Below are 16534 nucleotides of genomic sequence, written 5' to 3' on the forward strand. Positions count from 1 at the left end.
ATATCATGCACCGTTCATTACTTAATCGTACGGTATATAAATCATTTCCACCAAAAACTTATAATTTTGGCGTAGTATCTAATCATTTCTATCTTTATATTGGCACTACAAATATACCAACAAGCGAAAAAGAAGTAAGAATCTCAGATTCTGGTCTAATGGTATATTTACCAAGCTCCGGTTGGTTGAGTACCACGAATATTATTGGACAATGGCCAATTCAATAAAATTTTATACTTATTGATTCACAGCAAACATCATGCCTTATTCAAGAAGCCCAATTAAAGAAACTAAGGTACAGAACAGAAGTAACTGTTGGTATAGTTAAAGTACTCTATGCGATTATATGCTATAGTAATAATATCGAGATGTTTTCTAGAGCATCTTTCATTTCTTTTTTATTGAGGTGATTACGTGGATAATGGTGAGTACAAAGCATATTTGAAACAGCAATATTCCAATGAGATTCGGCCGTTACAATCAGTTAATGACGTTATCTCCGCATTTCAAAAAAAATTAGATATTGCCGAAACAGAATTATCAGAATCCGAAGCTATTTTCTTGAAAATGACAATTCTTAACTATATTAATGTACACAAAAACGACCCTATAAAATCTAACTTGGATAACTTAAATTTCATTTCGTATGAAGTAGTAAGAAATGAAAAAAGTGAACATTACTACAGTCATATGGGGATTACATCTGATAATGAAAGAATACTTGTCATTATTGAATCCCAGTTAAATGCAATAACCTCCAATTGTGAAGAACTAAAAGTGGATATGATTATCGAACGTGGAATCGACACATCTCATGTTAATCAAGAAACACCTGAGTTTTTTGCATATCTAATGCTTTTTGATTCTCATAATGAGAATCATTGACTACGACAGGGGATAAAAAGACAACATATTATAAGAAAAGTAAAAGAGTTACAGGAAAAATTAATTCTCGATTTTAAGTGTCTATTCTCGGGTGGCGTCAGGAAAATGTATTTAGCGTTGTAAATCCGCATTTTCTTGACGCTACCGCTAGGTTCTTTATTCTCCATATACACAGAAAGTGGGGGAATTTACCAACTTTAATGTAATTAATATTTTCCCAGCCATGGGACCGAACTTTAATGTAATTAGACATCCAGTAAACATTATAGTTGGTAATTCTCAATTGAAAGCTAAATATTATTTTTCTACCTCTGTTCTAAGATAGGACAGAGGTTTTTTGCCTTGGAATTTTTGGAAGTAATTGTTGGTGGGCAGCTAAGAAATGGATATTTGTGTTAAAATACATATAACATTTAGAAAATTAAGTTCTTTAACTGACGGGAAGGTATGTTTAATAAGGGAGGATACACATGAACATTAATATACGTGACGCTTACGAGGATGATATTCAAGATATAATATATTTGAGAAGGCAATTAGATGACTTTCATGCTGAAATGAGACCTGATGTTTTTATAAGTTCTAATCTTTATGATGAAGAAGATATAAAATCATATTTAGAAACTAAAAAGTCCAGAGTTATAATTATTGAAAATCCAACAAACGAAATAATTGGGTATGCTGTATTAAATACTGAAAGAGTTGAAAAAAATACTATTTTTAATAATAGAACTTTTATTTATGTAAATGAGATTTCCATACGAGAGGATTTAAGAGGTCAAGGACTAGGTAAACTTGTTCTTAAATGGATCGTTGAATATGCAAAGACTATGAATGTTGAAGCAGTTGAATTAGACGTATATGAGTGTAATGAAGTCGCTGTTAATTTATACAAGTCAATAGGGATGAAAAATAGAACCAATCGAATGGAATTAAAATTATAAGTTATTCAACGGGTGTGATAGTTAAATAAGTGGTTATCGATATTTACCTTGTGTTCCACAATCTGGCCATTCTATGGAATAAATAAAATTTTGTTCCATTTTACTTGACGGTCACACTATTTTCTACAATTGAAACTTTAACAGAAGAATATTTAGATAAAACGGTCACCTTAAGAGAAAAGCCACTAAGTGTATTACAGGCCATTCAAACTGAAACAGCCCATATTAGTTATCATGTAGGACAGATTTTTTATATTGGGAAGCAAATCAAAGATAAAGATTGGACTATTTTAAGCATATCTACAAAAGATACCAATAAGGAGGGGGATTGAAATGATTGTTATTGAAACCGAGAGACTATATTTAAGGGAATTAGTGAACGATGATCTTGAATCGCTAGAATTGGTGCTTTCTGACCCAGAATCCATGCAATATTATCCTGAGCCATTTAATCGAAAACAGGTTGAAGGCTGGATCCAATGGAATATTGAAAATTATAAGAAGTATAGTCATGGTTTATGGGCAGTGGTGTTAAAAGAAGGAAATCAATTTATTGGGGATTGTGGTATTACCATGCAAAATATTGATGAAGAACGATTACCTGAAATTGGTTTCCATATTATTAAGGACTTTTGGAATAAAGGGTATGCAACAGAAGTAGCACGAGCGTGTATGGAGTATGCCTTTACCACATTAAATTTTCCTGCTATATACTCCTATACTACCATTGACAATATTCCATCTCAGAAAGTAGCGGAGAAGATCGGAATGAAAAAATATAAAGAATTTGATAAGAATGGGGTAAAACAATTGGCACAAGTAGCATATAACCCTAGTGTTCGATTCTAGTAAACTGGCAGCACCATCAATTCTATTGGGACATATCGCTCTATTCAACGCATATAGTTATAGTATGACCATATTATAAATGAGGGGATTCGATTGAATGGATGGTTAAAAGTGTTCATTAGATTCATAGAATGTGTGATAATTCTTGCTATAGGGTTATGGGTGACGAACTCTATTTTAAAACCTATCTATGAGCAATATGGTATCATGCTTCTTGGCAATGTTTGGGTAAATTGGTTTGGTGTATCTTATCTTTTATTTGTTTGGTATTCTTTACTATTAGGGCTATCCCCTGTGAAGGAGAATAAAATTTATAAACAACGGATTAACTCTGGCATTTTCTGGGTTCTATGTATTGGAGCTATTTATGTGGTATTTGTCCCTTTTGTAAAGGGGGAGAATCTGTTTTGAGGTGCGAGCGTTTCTTGAAAAGTCGGGATCTTTTATTTTATATCTAATAGAACACAGGAGAGATTATAGGTAGGAATGCAGATAAAAAAAGAAAGAGAATCTAGGCTTCACACCTAAGATCCTCTGTCATTTATGCTAAATAATGGTTCATTACTTTTCTTACATAATTCTGTGTTTCTTCAAATGGAGGGATTCCCTGATATTTATCCACGTTTCCAGGGCCAGCATTATATGCTGCTAAAGCTAGCTCCACATTACCGTTATAGCGATTTAACATTTCGCGTAAATACTTCGCTCCACCCTCAATATTTTGTTTTGCATCATATGGATTGACCACACCGAGACCTCTTGCTGTGGAAGGCATTAACTGCATTAAGCCTTGCGCGCCCGCATTACTCTTAGCAAATTGATTATAGTTAGATTCAGTCTTAATGACAGCATGAATTAAACGCTCATCAATCCCATACTTATCGGAAGCTTCAGCTACCAAGGCGTTATAACCATTTGGAATTGGTTGACCTTCACTAACTTCTACGGCATTCGTATTAAATAGGAATGGAGACATTGTTAGTGGTAAGCTAGTTTGCTTCTCAAGCATATTGGATTCTTCTAATTTATCATCTAGTATTTGTTTAAATGCTACATCTACTACTGGTGAAACGCTTGATAGACTATTCGTATTAGAACTTAAGATTGACATTGCTTGATATTGCATGATCAGCTGTAGTTGTCTTATATCCATTTTATCGCACCTCTATTTCACCTACTATTTTACTATAAATGATCCATAAAATACTAGAATGAAATTACTTCTTTACCAGAATTTTTTAGAATTTCCTTATAGAATAAATCATCTCCTATACAAATTACCTTGTTGCAAAGATGTTTTATTTCATCCATATCATGAGAAGTATAAAGGATGATTCGATTATGTTCCTTTGCTTGTTTAAGCAAATAGGAGCCAATTTCTATTTTAGATTTTAAGTCAATGCCAACAGTTGGTTCATCTAATAGTAAAATAGTTGGATCATGAATTAAGCTGATAGCAATGTTCAGCTTTCGCTTCATCCCTCCAGATAATGTTTTAACCGGTACATCCCACTTATCCAAATTCATCTCCAAGCATAACTGTCGTAATTGTTCACTTGTTTTATTTGTATAAGCGAGCTTTTCGAAAAATAACATGTTTTCTTTAACAGTAAGCTCATCCCAAATAGCAATATCCTGTGGAACATAGCCAATCTGCTTACGTATTTCTTTGCGGTGCTTTTTATAAGTATAATCAAAAAGGGTAATATTCCCCTTAGTTGGCTTATCGATTGTAGCTAACAACCGTAATAAAGTCGATTTACCAGCTCCATTTTCCCCGACAAGTCCGATCACTTCACCGGGCAATACGGAGAAGGAAAGGTTGTTAAGTATTTGTTTCCTGTTATAGCGTTTTGTTAAGGATTGTATATTAAGCATTGGTAACATCCTTTCGAAAAAGAGATATGAGAACCAGTATGAAACTAAAACTACTCCACAGAATGGTTGGATTGCCACTAATGAAAGCGTGGAGTGGATTAAGAACATCAGCGAAAGGTATTTCCGGAATAAATTGATGCACCGGAATGATTGAGCCAGTTAAAATGGCTAAAACGATAACCATCAGGAGTGATATACCGTAATATCTTGCAGTTTTCCTGAAGAAGCTTGCTATACTAAAGGAAAGCATACATAGCATAAACCTAAAGCTGATCAGTACGAATATAAAGTGAAGGGAAATCGCTTCATCTAATAATACTGTAAACACGGCTAAGGCCATGAAATCAAATAACAAAAAGATAAGAAAATATAAGATAATCAGCTTAAAGTAGTAGCTCCATTTTGACATGTGAATAAATGTATAGCGAGCTGAAACAGCTAATGACTTTTCTTTAATTACCCAGTCAAATAGGAATAATGAACTTAATAAACTAAAGATTGCCCAAATAGTCCACGTGTTCCATGAGATTAATGTAGGTTCAGCATTGCTATTTGTTGTTCCGTAATAGGTAAACGCTGTATTCAGTAGATTTTCATCCATTTGTACTTGTATAGTTTTTTGCTGAATTTCTTCTAATGTCCAAGGTTCTGTCCCGTTATACTGTTCATTCATCTCGAGGATAAAATTCGCTGCCTTAGCACGACCTGTCTGCTCTTGTACGAGTGAAACGATCATTTCTTTAATAGGGGAGTATGCAATCGATAATTCTGTTCGATAGCTCGAGAGAATCTTATTTCGCATCCCACTGTTAACAGCCTGCTCAAATCCTTCATGGATAATAAAAACACTATCAAGCTCATGTTTTTCCAATTGGTATAATGCTTCCTTTTTCGTCGTTTCATGTACTTGAACAAGCTCGGATTCTGTTATCGATTCTAGTACGTGATGCCCTAAATCGGAATCATCCTCCATCACAATTCCAATTGGAACACGGGAATCCTCTTGAATGGTATTGGCAATCGTGATGAAAAGATAGGTTCCAAGTATTGGTAGTAGAAACCAGAAGAGCATGCTGATTACTTTCTTTTTCCATAATAGAAGCCTTGTAAACAAAATATCCGTCATGACTTAACCCGCTCCTTCAGTAAAGATAACCCGATTGTCAAAAATGCTGAAATTCCAGCTGTGAGGAGAAGCGGTATGTAATCCGCATAAACTCGCCTGTTCAAGATAATTTCCTCTAACCAGTGAAATGCCTGGTAGGAAAACAGATAAGGAATATATTCCTGCATATAAAGCGGTAAATAAATAGCTGGAATGATAGAACCACTTGCAAGTAAGAAGATTCCGGTAACAATAATTTGTACGAGCAGCTGGAGCTTTTTAGAATGGATTATCGTTTCTAAAAATGCTAGCACAAATAGAAAGTTAATCGTATGTAAGCCCAGTAGAGCTATCAATCTAGCATAATTATCATGGTGAATAGATAAATCTAGTACATGTATAAGTCCTAAAAATAATAACGTACCTAATATAATGCTGATCAGACATGTTATCAGGATTCTAGCGATGATTTGCTGAAGCTCCGTAACCCCATAAAGCATCATTCTCGTTTGAATTTCCTTGGACTGTTCTCTATAGAGTAGCTGATAAATAGTGAAAATCCATATAGTGAAAACAAAGAACCCCGCTGCCAGACCGAAATATTCCTTTGGGGTCGAGGTGGCATTATTGGATACGATTTGTTGGTCTAAAACATTATCCTTACTAATGGCATATAGTAAAAATTCGTTAAATTGTTCGAGTATGATCGTATTTCTTGTTTCCGGATCGATGTCTAATTGCTTGGCAAAATAATTGATAGTTAAAATATTCGCCTGGGAGGAGCTAATATGCCTAGCTGCACTATCAACTAATTCTTTTATAAGATAGCTTTCCATTTCTCTATTTGGGTTACCAACAACCGTTACAATGATGGACTCCCCACTATACAACTTATTGGTAAACTCTTCAGGGAAGAGGATATAGGCTACTAATTCGTCTTGTTCTATTTTCTCTTTTGCCTCTTGCTCAGAAAAACGTTTCATATGTAAATAATCCCCTAATTGGGAGGACTCCTCTAACAATCTAATGACCATTCCGGTCTCAGTAGATTGGTCAAGGTCAACTAAACCAATTTGTATGGGTTCTTCCTGTACATTCGTTATATAAGCAACCAAAATAAATGCAACTAATCCAATTAGAAAGATTGGAAAAAGCAAAAGAAGAGGAAGTGATCGCCACTTCCTCCTAAGTTGCATTAGATTATTTTTGGTGAATAACGATACAAGCTTAAGGAATTGCATTATGTTCACCTACTTCTAATACTTGTCGCCGAATGGTTCTTTCTATTCCATGGTCGCTGCTTTATTTATACTTAAAAGCCAAATCCAATAACGCTCATTAACCATTCTTCAAATTGTGGTGTGACCTCTGTTTCAAAGTATGTCATTAGCTCTTCTAGAGATAAGCTGCCGATATCTTTTACTTCTTCTTCAGCAGGTAATGAGACATTATCTGTTACTTTAGATTCTTTATTGACCTTTAATACGATTGCGTTTGCTGGTATTCCATCACCAGCAACGGAGAATTCATGATTGGATTTCATTTGATCCCCATCATATTCTGCATCCCCAGACCAAATTAGATCCATTGCATAACCAGTATCATCTGATAGGGTAAATGTTCGGTTGAAATCTTTTTTACTCTTATCTACTGTTTCGTTAGATTCATAGATTACTTTTAGTGTATCACTAGTTAATGTTAAGCTATCGTTGATTTCGCCCTTATTATTTGACAATTCACCATCTAAATTAATCTTATAATCAATTCCTAGCTCATCTACAAAACCTAAATCATATGCTAATGATACATCTGTATCGTTTTGGTTCAGTGTGCCATTTAGATAAAACGTAACTAGTTCATCTTCTGTTGGACCTAATTCAATAGAAAAGTCACGTTTTACGATAATATCCTTATTAACCCAAATCGTGGAGGTGAAGCCATCTGGAATCATAAAGCTATCCAGACCAGTAATAGCTTCTTGCAAAATGTTTTCGTATTCTTCATCAAAGTTTGGAATTAATACATCAATACTTTCACCAAATCTAAATGGACCGGCTCCTTGGGCTAGAATATATTCCTCTATGATCTCTTTCATGCGATCATCATCAGCCATTTTAGTAAACGTATCTTTTAAAATGTCCTTTACCTGTTTTTCAGTTAGTTGGAAGGTGATTTTTTCCGTATCAATGTTATCGTCACCTATTTTTACCTTTTCATTATTGGATGTAAAGGCTTCTTCCGGGAGCGCTTCATAAAGACCATTAATGTAATTGTCTTTTATATATTTCATGTCTTCTTCAGCCAGAACGCTTTGATTAAAGAACATATCAAAATCAATTGATTCTTCTCCAGTGAATGTCATCGGGTCTGCTTGATTGAGGAGCTTACCAAAATCATCGCCTTTTAATTGCAGTACTTCATTCATAAATGGAAGTCCTAACATCACTTTTTCAGATGTTATAAAGAAGTTAATGTCTTCAATAGAGAAATTACCAAAGCTTCCCTTTAATGAAGCTTTGCCAACCTTTTCTTTACGATCTAATTGATTTGTTAAAGTAATAGTTGTGTTATTTAGTATTTGTTCAGGTGTTATATATCCTGGACTATCTGATAATTGCATACTAAGTTGTGCGGAAACCTCATAAGTATCTTCTATAGGACTTTCTAATCCTTTTTCAGACCACGCCAGTTCTGATCCATATCTGTCCTCTACCTGTTTTCCCAGAAAATCTACAGTTTTCTTTTCATACAGAAAATAATTGGTTTTTGGTGATTTATCAATTAAAACAAATGCAGCTACACTTCCTCCAATTAATAATACGGCAGCTGCAATAATAATTGATAATAATTTGTTAAAGCCCTTTTTATTCTGTTTTCCATCTTGATAGTTTTCTACCATCTATATTCCCCTTTCAAAATCAAACCTAAAAAGTAAATAAAATACAACACATACATTGTATAACATTGAGAATTAAAAGAGTCAATTTATTTTCAAAACCGTATTTATTATAAAAAATGAATCGAATTACCTATCAATGAAATTGTTGTTTTAGACGTTAATAGGTCCTTTGTATTGCAAATGCTAAAACTTTCCATTTCGAATTTAACGTTACTTCATCTATATGAGACAAGTATGGGTATAATGACTTAATTAAGAAAAAAATAAAAGAAGGCATCTTAGTGATACCTTCTTACGCTTTATTAACTATCTGCTGTAGCGCTTTTGACACCTTGTTCTAATGCTTCAATCATTTCTTGCTTTTCCTGTTCATTGGATTGCTGCCAAATAAGCTCGAACAGAACACCTAGCCCAGGTAGCATTTTTTCTTCTCCAGATTGAATAGCATCGACAATCGTTGCTTCTAACTGACTTTGATCATTGTCAGAGATATTGGACAGTATTGCATGACGCAGATTTAAATCCAAAAAATCACCCCTTATTTGTATTAAACTATGGATAGTTTGACCAGTTTAGGATTAAATATGTATGATAGTAAAAAGAATATGATTAGGAGAATGAATGAATTTGTTAACATCTGTTAAAAACGATAAAGTAAAGGCTTTAAAAAAATTACATACGAAAAAAGAACGGGAGAGAACGGGAACATTCTTCATCGAAGGGTTCCATTTAATAGAAGAGGCAGTTCATAGTAATTGGAGCATAAAGGAAATCATTCTGCAAGACGGAGTGGAATTACCGAGTTGGGCTAATGACTATCCGATTATAGCTGTTTCTGAAAATGTGTTTCAGCATCTTACCCAAACGAAAACACCACAAGGAATTGCGGCAGTTGTTCAAATGAATAACGATACAGTGGTAGCAGGGGATTATGTTTTATTACTCGACCGTATTCAAGACCCAGGGAATTTAGGCACGATTATTCGTACAGCCGACGCTGCAGGATTTAGTGCCGTTATTTTAGGAGAAGGAACGGTGGATATGTACAATGATAAAGTAATCCGTTCGACTCAAGGTTCTATTTTTCATTTACCAGTTTTTCAAGACAATCTGAATTCTCGGATCCATGATTTGAAAGCATCGGGCTTTAAAGTCTGGGCAAGTGCACTCACTAATTCCAAAGATTTTCATACTGTAAAGACTACTCCAAAGGTTGCATTAATAGTAGGAAATGAAGGTTCAGGTATTCATCAGAACGTACTTGATCTAGCGGATGAAGTAGTGAAAATTCCTATTTATGGTAAAGCAGAATCACTGAATGTTAGTATTGCAGCAGGAATTCTCATGTATCATATTAAAGGATAACTCTTGCAAATAGTACGTATTATGACTATAATTTTATCTAAATGTAAATAGTTAAAAGCTATGAAAGAGCGGTTAACAGTTATACCATAGTTTTCAGGGAAGAAACGTCTTGACTGTAAACGTTTCTACTATGAACTCGTTAATCTTTCACTCTGGAGCTGACACTTGGACCTAATGCTATTAGTAAAGGTGTTCCGGAATAAAATCCGTTATGATTCATCGAGTTGGGCACAGAAATTGTGTCAACAAGGGTGGTACCGCGAATTCAAGCCTCGTCCCTTCTTATAGGGATAGAAGGCTTTTTTTATTAGCTATAGTTTTTAACTCACAGAAAGAAAAAGAATGTTATGGACTGCGGATACGGCAGATAAACCTAAATTTAGGAGGGTAAAACCATGCAAGAGGAATTAAAAGCCATACAAGAAGAAGCATTGGCCAAAGTAGAAGAAGCATCTGACTTAAAGGAGCTTCAAGCAATCAAAGTATCATTCTTAGGGAAAAAAGGCTCGTTAACACAAGTACTCCGAGGAATGGGTAAGCTTTCACCAGAAGAAAGACCAGTAGTAGGAGAAATTGCTAACCAAGTACGAGAAGCAATCACGAATGCAATCGAAACAAAGAATACGGTTCTTGAAAATGCTGCATTAGAAGAAAAACTTCAATCAGAATCCATTGATGTTACATTACCAGGTCGTCCAGTTAAGGTTGGTGGGCCACATTTATTAACAAAAGTCATTGAAGAAATAGAAGACCTATTTATTGGTATGGGTTATGAAGTACGTGAAGGCCCTGAGGTGGAAACAGATTACTTTAACTTTGAAGCACTAAACCTACCAAAGGATCATCCGGCTAGAGATATGCAGGATTCCTTCTATATTACAAATGAATTGTTATTAAGAACCCACACGTCACCAGTTCAAGCTCGTACGATGCAGGAGTATAAGGGTGAAAAAGGATTTAAAATGATTTGTCCTGGTCGAGTATACCGACGTGATACAGATGATGCGACACACTCGCATCAATTTACACAAATTGAAGGATTATATGTTGACAAAGATGTTAAAATGAGTGATTTAAAAGGGGTTCTCAATGTGTTTGCGAAGAAGATGTTTGGGGAAGATCGTAACATTCGCTTACGCCCGAGCTTCTTCCCATTCACAGAGCCTTCTGTAGAAATGGATATTTCATGTAAAGTATGTGATGGAAAAGGTTGTTCCGTATGTAAAGGGACAGGCTGGATTGAGATTTTAGGTGCTGGGATGGTACATCCGAATGTCTTAGAAATGGCTGGATACGATCCAAACGTATATTCAGGATTTGCGTTTGGAATGGGACCAGAACGAATTGCCATGCTGAAATATGGTGTTAATGATATTCGTCAGTTTTATTTAAATGATAGCCGATTCCTAAAACAATTCCACCAGGCTTAAGGAGGGTAAACGATGTTAGTTTCATTAAATTGGTTAAAAAATTATGTAGATATGGATGGTATTAGCCCAGAAGAGCTTGCTGAAAAAGTAACAAAATCTGGGATTGAGGTAGATCATATTGAGTATATGGCGGAAAAAAGTAATCATGTCGTCGTTGGACATGTAACAAGCTGTGAAAAGCATCCGAATGCAGACAAATTAAATTTATGTCAGGTCGATGTCGGGGATGAACTATTACAAATTATTTGTGGTGCCCCAAATGTACGTCAAGGACAAAAGGTAGCTGTTGCGAAACCTGGGGCAGTATTACCTGGCAATTTCAAAATAAAAAAGGCTAAACTACGCGGTATAGAGTCCAATGGTATGATTTGCTCCCTGCAAGAGTTAGGCTTGGACGAAAAACACATACCTAAGGAATTTGCAGATGGGATTTTTGTCTTCCCAGAAGATGCTCCTATTGGGGAACGTGTTGATTCATTATTGAATTTAGACGATGCGATATTAGAATTTGATTTAACACCTAACCGTGCAGACTGTTTAAGTATGCTAGGGGTTGCATATGAAGTGGGTGCTTTACTTGATAAACCAGTAAACCTTCCCCAAGATAGTGTGACTACGTCTAGTGAAAAAGCTGCTGATCATATTTCTGTAAAAGTTGAAGATGAGAGATTAAATCCATACTACGGTGCCCTCGTTATTAAGGATGTGAAAATTAAATCCTCACCACTTTGGATGCAAAATTACTTGTTAGCAGCAGGCATACGACCAATTAATAATGTTGTGGACATTACCAACTATGTATTGTTAGAGTATGGTCAACCATTACATGCGTTTGATTATGATCGACTTGGTTCTAAGGAAATCGTTGTACGTACTGCTAAAGACGGTGAGAAAATGGTAACTCTTGATGATGTAGAACGCACGTTAACAACAGAGGACTTAGTCATCACCAATGGTAATGAACCTGTAGCGTTAGCTGGTGTTATGGGAGGAGCTAATTCAGAAGTAACAAGTGAGACAACGAATATTCTTCTAGAGGCAGCGTATTTTGATTCTGTTTCCATTCGTAAGACAGTAAAAGCTACTGGACTTCGTAGTGAAGCTAGTACTCGTTATGAAAAAGGTATTGATCCAAACAGAGTAAAACAAGCTGGATTACGTGCTGCTCATTTATTAGAGCTTTATGCTGGCGGCAAAGTGCTTGATGGGGTTGTGGAATTCGATAAGCTTGATCGCTCAGAAAAAACGGTTCAGGTTCACACGGATACGATTAACAGTCGCTTAGGTACTGAAATTTCTTCTGATGATATTGCTAAGATTCTAGAGCGATTACAATTTAACTATGAGCGTCAAGGGGATGAATTTAGCGTATTTGTACCAACACGTCGTGGTGATATTACCATCTTTGAAGATATGCTTGAGGAAGTGGCAAGAATTTACGGCTATGATAATTTACCATATACGTTGCCGACCGGGGCAGCGACAGCAGGTGGACTATCGAAGCGACAACAGCTTAGACGCGCCGTTAAACATTATTTAGAAGGTGTAGGGTTAATGGAAACTAGAACCTACTCCTTAACAAGTGAGAACTTTATTCAAAAGCTAGTTAGTCCTGAAGTGAAGGCTTTAAATCCAGAACCAATCAGCTTAGCAATGCCAATGAGTGAAGAGCATAAGTACCTAAGACTTAGCCTATTACCGGAGCTTTTAAAGACAATTAGCTATAACCTAGCTAGAAATCAATCCAATCTTGCTTACTATGAAATTGGTTCCATTTTTCTTACGAATGAAAAAGAACTAACTAAGCAACCAGAAGAGCCATTACGTCTGTCCGGAGTATTGACTGGGAAATGGTTAGAACATCTATGGCAGCAAGAAAGTAAACAGGTTGACTTCTATGTGGTTAAAGGAATCGTAGAGGGATTATTTGAACATCTAGAATTATCGTTAACTGTAGCACAAGCACAACTTGCGGATATGCATCCAGGGCGTACGGCAGTTATCTTATTAGATGGGAAAGAAATAGGATTCATGGGTCAATTACACCCAGCGCTTGAAAAAGAGCTTGATTTAAAAGAAACCTATGTATTTGATATTAATATGGAAGCAGTACTTGATGCTCACCACCATGTCCCAAGCTATACACAAATTCCAAGATATCCATCTGTAACACGTGATATTGCATTTATCTTGGATGATGCAGTGAATGCTGGTGATGTAAAAACGACCATCGAGCAAGTAGGAGCGCCGCTTGTGAAACAAGTCCAAGTATTTGACTTATATAAAGGGGAAAACCTACCAGATGGTAAGAAATCAGTAGCATATAGCCTATTATATCTTGATCCGGAGAAAACACTAGTCGATGAAGATGTAGAAAAATCCTACCAGGCTATTATAGAAGCGGTAAATGAGAAACATCATGCATATGTAAGGTCTTAAGCGAATTTGTAAAAATAGAATATCTGTAATTTATCAAGAGGCTATAGACAAAACTAAAACAAAGGTAATAAAAACCGAACAATCAACCCATTAGCTGGTGCGGGTTTGATGCACTAATTTTCATGTTTGGTTTATCCTATGTTAGAAGTAGTTTTGTTTAAAGCCTCTTCTTTAATTCCTCCAATATGGAAAATAGTTGCTAATTCATCTGAAAATTGTGGTAGAATGAAAAATACCTAAAATTTGAAATATACTGGTGTTTGTGTGTAGGATAAGTCACAGAGAATATCGAGTGTAGGAGGATGAGCAATGGGGTATATTGAAGAACTTAGGGCGCTTGTTAGCCATCAACCATTAATTTTAGTAGGTACAGCTGTAGGGGTGCTGAATCATAATGGGGAAATATTACTTCAGAAAAGGCATGATGGTCGCTGGGGAGTTCCAGGTGGATTCTTAGAATTAGGGGAGTCTACAGAAGAAGCTGGTAGAAGAGAGGTATTAGAGGAGACTGGAATCCAATTAGGTAAACTAGAATTAGTGAATGTTATCTCTGGAAAAGAACATTTTGTCAAGCTTCCAAATGGAGATGAGTTTTATCCTGTAACCGTGGTATATATTTGCAAGGATATAACGGGTGGAGAATTAAAGGTAGACGGAGTAGAAACAGTTGATGCTAAATTCTTTAAGCTTAACGAATTACCTGATAGTTTAAATCCACTCGTCAAAAAGCTTATTTATTCATATCTGCCTAAGCAGTGATGTACATGAACCAATAATGACTTTTAAGGGAGGGGGTCCCCCGTGTTAGTGGAGAAGAAAGTTTACCTCTCAAGTAGACTGAAGCGAATATTGGAACAGGCTGAAGAAGAAGCTATGCTTTCTAAGGATAGAATTGTAAAGCCTATACATATATTTGTATCTTGCATGCAGGAAAAAGGTGGAGCATTAGGAGAGTTATGGATAAAACTAAATCTCGATTTTAAAGCATGTAGCGTGAAAGAAGAAGAAACCGAAATAAAACCGATAAAAAATGATTTTTTTAATGCGCTAATTAGTCAGGATACAGCCAATGTTTTACAGAGAGCGATAGACTATATGAAGGGCTACAATCAGATTTTCTTAAATGAAGGTCATGTGCTTAAAGCATTGATTGTAACGAAGGCATTAGATGATGTCCTCAATGAAGAATGTAAACAGATTATCATGACACATGGCACAACTTCACGAGATATGGCTACTAATCTTGAATTTTATACATTCCCATCATTGGACTCGCTAGGAATCAAAAAGGCAATTCCTGCTGATGAAAAACAGCTTGTGTCGTTTGTAGAGCAGCATTTTTCCAAGGAATGGGCAGAAACAATAAGGGATGCATTTGATCATAATGAGCCTAACGTATATATTGCCGTTGATGATAGCAAAGCAATAATCGGGTTCGCTGCTTTTGATGTTTATAAACGTAAAAAGGGATATTTTGGTCCAATGGGAGTTATCCACTCCAATCGCGCAAAGGGGATAGGATATCGATTGCTCCATCATTGTTTACGAGACATGAAGGAATTAGGCTATGCCTATGCAATTATTGGTGGGGCTGGCCCAATTGAATTCTATGAAAAAGCATGTCAGGCAGTCGTCATTCCCACAGCAAGTAAATGAACAAAACAGAGGAGAACATTATGGTGAAAACAGCCTTTATAGAACAGGAAGATGTAGAAAAAGTAGCAAGGTTTATTGCTGAGCTAAATAGGTTAGAATCTTCCCACATAGGATTTTGTGGTAAAGATAGCATAGAAATTGCGGAATATATGAAGGAGGAAATCCCTTATCCTAAAAGCTTTGTTGCAGCGCAATATGAAGGTGATTTACTTGGGGTTGTAGGTATTGATCCAGATTTTGATAGTGGTGTAGGCGAGGTTTGGGGACCTTTCGTGATAGAGGAACAAAAGGGTATAGTAGATCAGATGTGGGTGAAGTTACTTGAAAACAAGCTAGCTGGCATCAATACGTTCCTGTTGTTTCCTAATAAAGAAAATAAACTGGTTCATGAGTTTGCTATCCGAAATGGTTTTTCAAAGGGAAGTGAACAGGCGATATTGATTTTTGATCGTAACGATGTTCATAGATTACAAGATTCTAATTTAATGGAATTAACCGCTGAATACCATGATGAAATGGTAGCCTTACATGATCAACTTTTCCCAGGTACATATTATAGTGGTCAACAAATTATCGATAGACTTGATGAGCGTAATAAAGTATTTATCCTAGTAGAGGATGAGGAATTATGTGGTTATGTATATGTTGAAGCAGAACCAGAATTTAGTGATGGAAGTATTGAATTTGTTGGTGTTCATCAGTCGAAAAGGAGTAGAGGGATTGGTAGTCAGTTGATAGCTGGTAGTTTGAAGTGGTTATTCACATTTGAAACAATTCCATCTATTCGACTAACTGTAAGTGCAGAAAATAAAACGGCTGTAAACTTATATCAAAAGGCCGGTTTCAGACTACAACATAGTCTTCATACGTTTAAGAAGGACAGGAAATAGGGCAGGCTAATTCCGTTTTAATATCGTAACCGGATAGACAATGAAAGGATAGGATGAAAATTCTATCCTTTTGTGCGCTTGGCAGCGCTCCGAACTTAAGGGTGAAAGTCCCAAACACGCCGTAGTGGCGGAAGTGTATAGCTGACAGGCAGTGCATGCTCGTGAGGGAATGTGCGGAGGGCTTGAAGGCAAAC

17 protein-coding genes are annotated in these 16534 nt (G+C 36.0%); 11 read left to right on the forward strand and 6 right to left on the reverse strand.

The window, feature by feature from the left end; translation table 11 throughout:
* Nucleotides 1-414: 414 nt before the first annotated feature.
* The 5 genes from AAIB49_RS15800 (at nt 415) to AAIB49_RS15820 (ending at nt 3089) form a co-directional block, all read left to right on the forward strand.
* Nucleotides 415-885 carry a hypothetical protein gene (locus AAIB49_RS15800; protein ID WP_343458574.1) on the forward strand — a complete coding sequence of 157 codons (471 nt, stop codon included), beginning with the start codon at nt 415-417 and terminating at the stop codon, nt 883-885.
* A 470-nt stretch (nt 886-1355) separates the two neighbouring features.
* Nucleotides 1356-1829, forward strand: a complete 474-nt coding sequence (locus AAIB49_RS15805) for a GNAT family N-acetyltransferase (RefSeq protein WP_343458575.1) — start codon at nt 1356-1358, stop codon at nt 1827-1829.
* A 104-nt stretch (nt 1830-1933) separates the two neighbouring features.
* A complete protein-coding gene (locus AAIB49_RS15810) occupies nt 1934-2161 on the forward strand; it encodes a DUF1572 family protein (protein ID WP_343458576.1) in 228 nt (75 codons plus the stop codon).
* Nucleotide 2162: 1 nt separating this feature from the next.
* The gene (locus AAIB49_RS15815) at nt 2163-2678 is read left to right on the forward strand and encodes a GNAT family N-acetyltransferase (RefSeq protein ID WP_343458577.1); all 516 of its coding nucleotides are present in this window, start codon (nt 2163-2165) and stop codon (nt 2676-2678) included.
* Nucleotides 2679-2771: 93 nt separating this feature from the next.
* A complete protein-coding gene (locus AAIB49_RS15820) occupies nt 2772-3089 on the forward strand; it encodes a hypothetical protein (RefSeq protein ID WP_343458578.1) in 318 nt (105 codons plus the stop codon).
* A gap of 130 nt (nt 3090-3219) precedes the next feature.
* Here AAIB49_RS15820 and AAIB49_RS15825 read toward each other — a convergent pair whose 3' ends face one another.
* The 6 genes from AAIB49_RS15825 to sspI form a co-directional block, all read right to left on the reverse strand.
* Nucleotides 3220-3831, reverse strand: a complete 612-nt coding sequence (locus AAIB49_RS15825) for a lytic transglycosylase domain-containing protein (protein WP_343458579.1) — start codon at nt 3829-3831, stop codon at nt 3220-3222.
* Nucleotides 3832-3884: 53 nt separating this feature from the next.
* Nucleotides 3885-4556 carry an ABC transporter ATP-binding protein gene (locus tag AAIB49_RS15830; protein ID WP_343458580.1) on the reverse strand — a complete coding sequence of 224 codons (672 nt, stop codon included), beginning with the start codon at nt 4554-4556 and terminating at the stop codon, nt 3885-3887.
* Nucleotides 4549-5682: an ABC transporter permease gene (locus tag AAIB49_RS15835; protein WP_339214399.1), complete on the reverse strand. Its 1134-nt coding sequence runs from the start codon at nt 5680-5682 to the stop codon at nt 4549-4551. The genes AAIB49_RS15830 and AAIB49_RS15835 overlap by 8 nt, the downstream gene beginning before the upstream one ends.
* The gene (locus AAIB49_RS15840) at nt 5679-6902 is read right to left on the reverse strand and encodes an ABC transporter permease (protein WP_343458581.1); all 1224 of its coding nucleotides are present in this window, start codon (nt 6900-6902) and stop codon (nt 5679-5681) included. The genes AAIB49_RS15835 and AAIB49_RS15840 overlap by 4 nt, the downstream gene beginning before the upstream one ends.
* A gap of 71 nt (nt 6903-6973) precedes the next feature.
* Nucleotides 6974-8560 carry a DUF6583 family protein gene (locus AAIB49_RS15845; protein ID WP_339214400.1) on the reverse strand — a complete coding sequence of 529 codons (1587 nt, stop codon included), beginning with the start codon at nt 8558-8560 and terminating at the stop codon, nt 6974-6976.
* Nucleotides 8561-8862: 302 nt separating this feature from the next.
* Entirely contained in the window at nt 8863-9087 is a 225-nt protein-coding gene (gene sspI, locus AAIB49_RS15850) for a small acid-soluble spore protein SspI (RefSeq protein WP_339214401.1), read from the reverse strand.
* A 100-nt stretch (nt 9088-9187) separates the two neighbouring features.
* Between sspI and AAIB49_RS15855 the strand changes: the two genes are divergently transcribed.
* The 6 genes from AAIB49_RS15855 to AAIB49_RS15880 all read left to right on the forward strand — a co-directional run bounded on the left by AAIB49_RS15855 (nt 9188) and on the right by AAIB49_RS15880 (nt 16340).
* Nucleotides 9188-9925: a TrmH family RNA methyltransferase gene (locus AAIB49_RS15855; protein WP_339217950.1), complete on the forward strand. Its 738-nt coding sequence runs from the start codon at nt 9188-9190 to the stop codon at nt 9923-9925.
* A 395-nt stretch (nt 9926-10320) separates the two neighbouring features.
* Nucleotides 10321-11355 (forward strand): phenylalanine--tRNA ligase subunit alpha, encoded by a 1035-nt coding sequence (gene pheS, locus AAIB49_RS15860; protein ID WP_339214402.1) that lies wholly within the window; start codon nt 10321-10323, stop codon nt 11353-11355.
* Between the two features lie 12 nt (nt 11356-11367).
* Nucleotides 11368-13794, forward strand: a complete 2427-nt coding sequence (gene pheT, locus AAIB49_RS15865) for a phenylalanine--tRNA ligase subunit beta (protein ID WP_343458582.1) — start codon at nt 11368-11370, stop codon at nt 13792-13794.
* Between the two features lie 309 nt (nt 13795-14103).
* Nucleotides 14104-14553, forward strand: a complete 450-nt coding sequence (locus tag AAIB49_RS15870; protein WP_186870232.1) for an NUDIX hydrolase — start codon at nt 14104-14106, stop codon at nt 14551-14553.
* Nucleotides 14554-14601: 48 nt separating this feature from the next.
* The gene (locus AAIB49_RS15875) at nt 14602-15450 is read left to right on the forward strand and encodes a GNAT family N-acetyltransferase (protein ID WP_343458583.1); all 849 of its coding nucleotides are present in this window, start codon (nt 14602-14604) and stop codon (nt 15448-15450) included.
* 20 nt (nt 15451-15470) lie between these two features.
* A complete protein-coding gene (locus AAIB49_RS15880; protein ID WP_343458584.1) occupies nt 15471-16340 on the forward strand; it encodes a GNAT family N-acetyltransferase in 870 nt (289 codons plus the stop codon).
* Nucleotides 16341-16534 lie beyond the last annotated feature (194 nt).

It is taken from the genome of Ornithinibacillus proteolyticus, assembly GCF_039581225.1.
GTDB classification, from domain to species: Bacteria; Bacillota; Bacilli; order Bacillales; family Amphibacillaceae; genus Ornithinibacillus; species Ornithinibacillus massiliensis.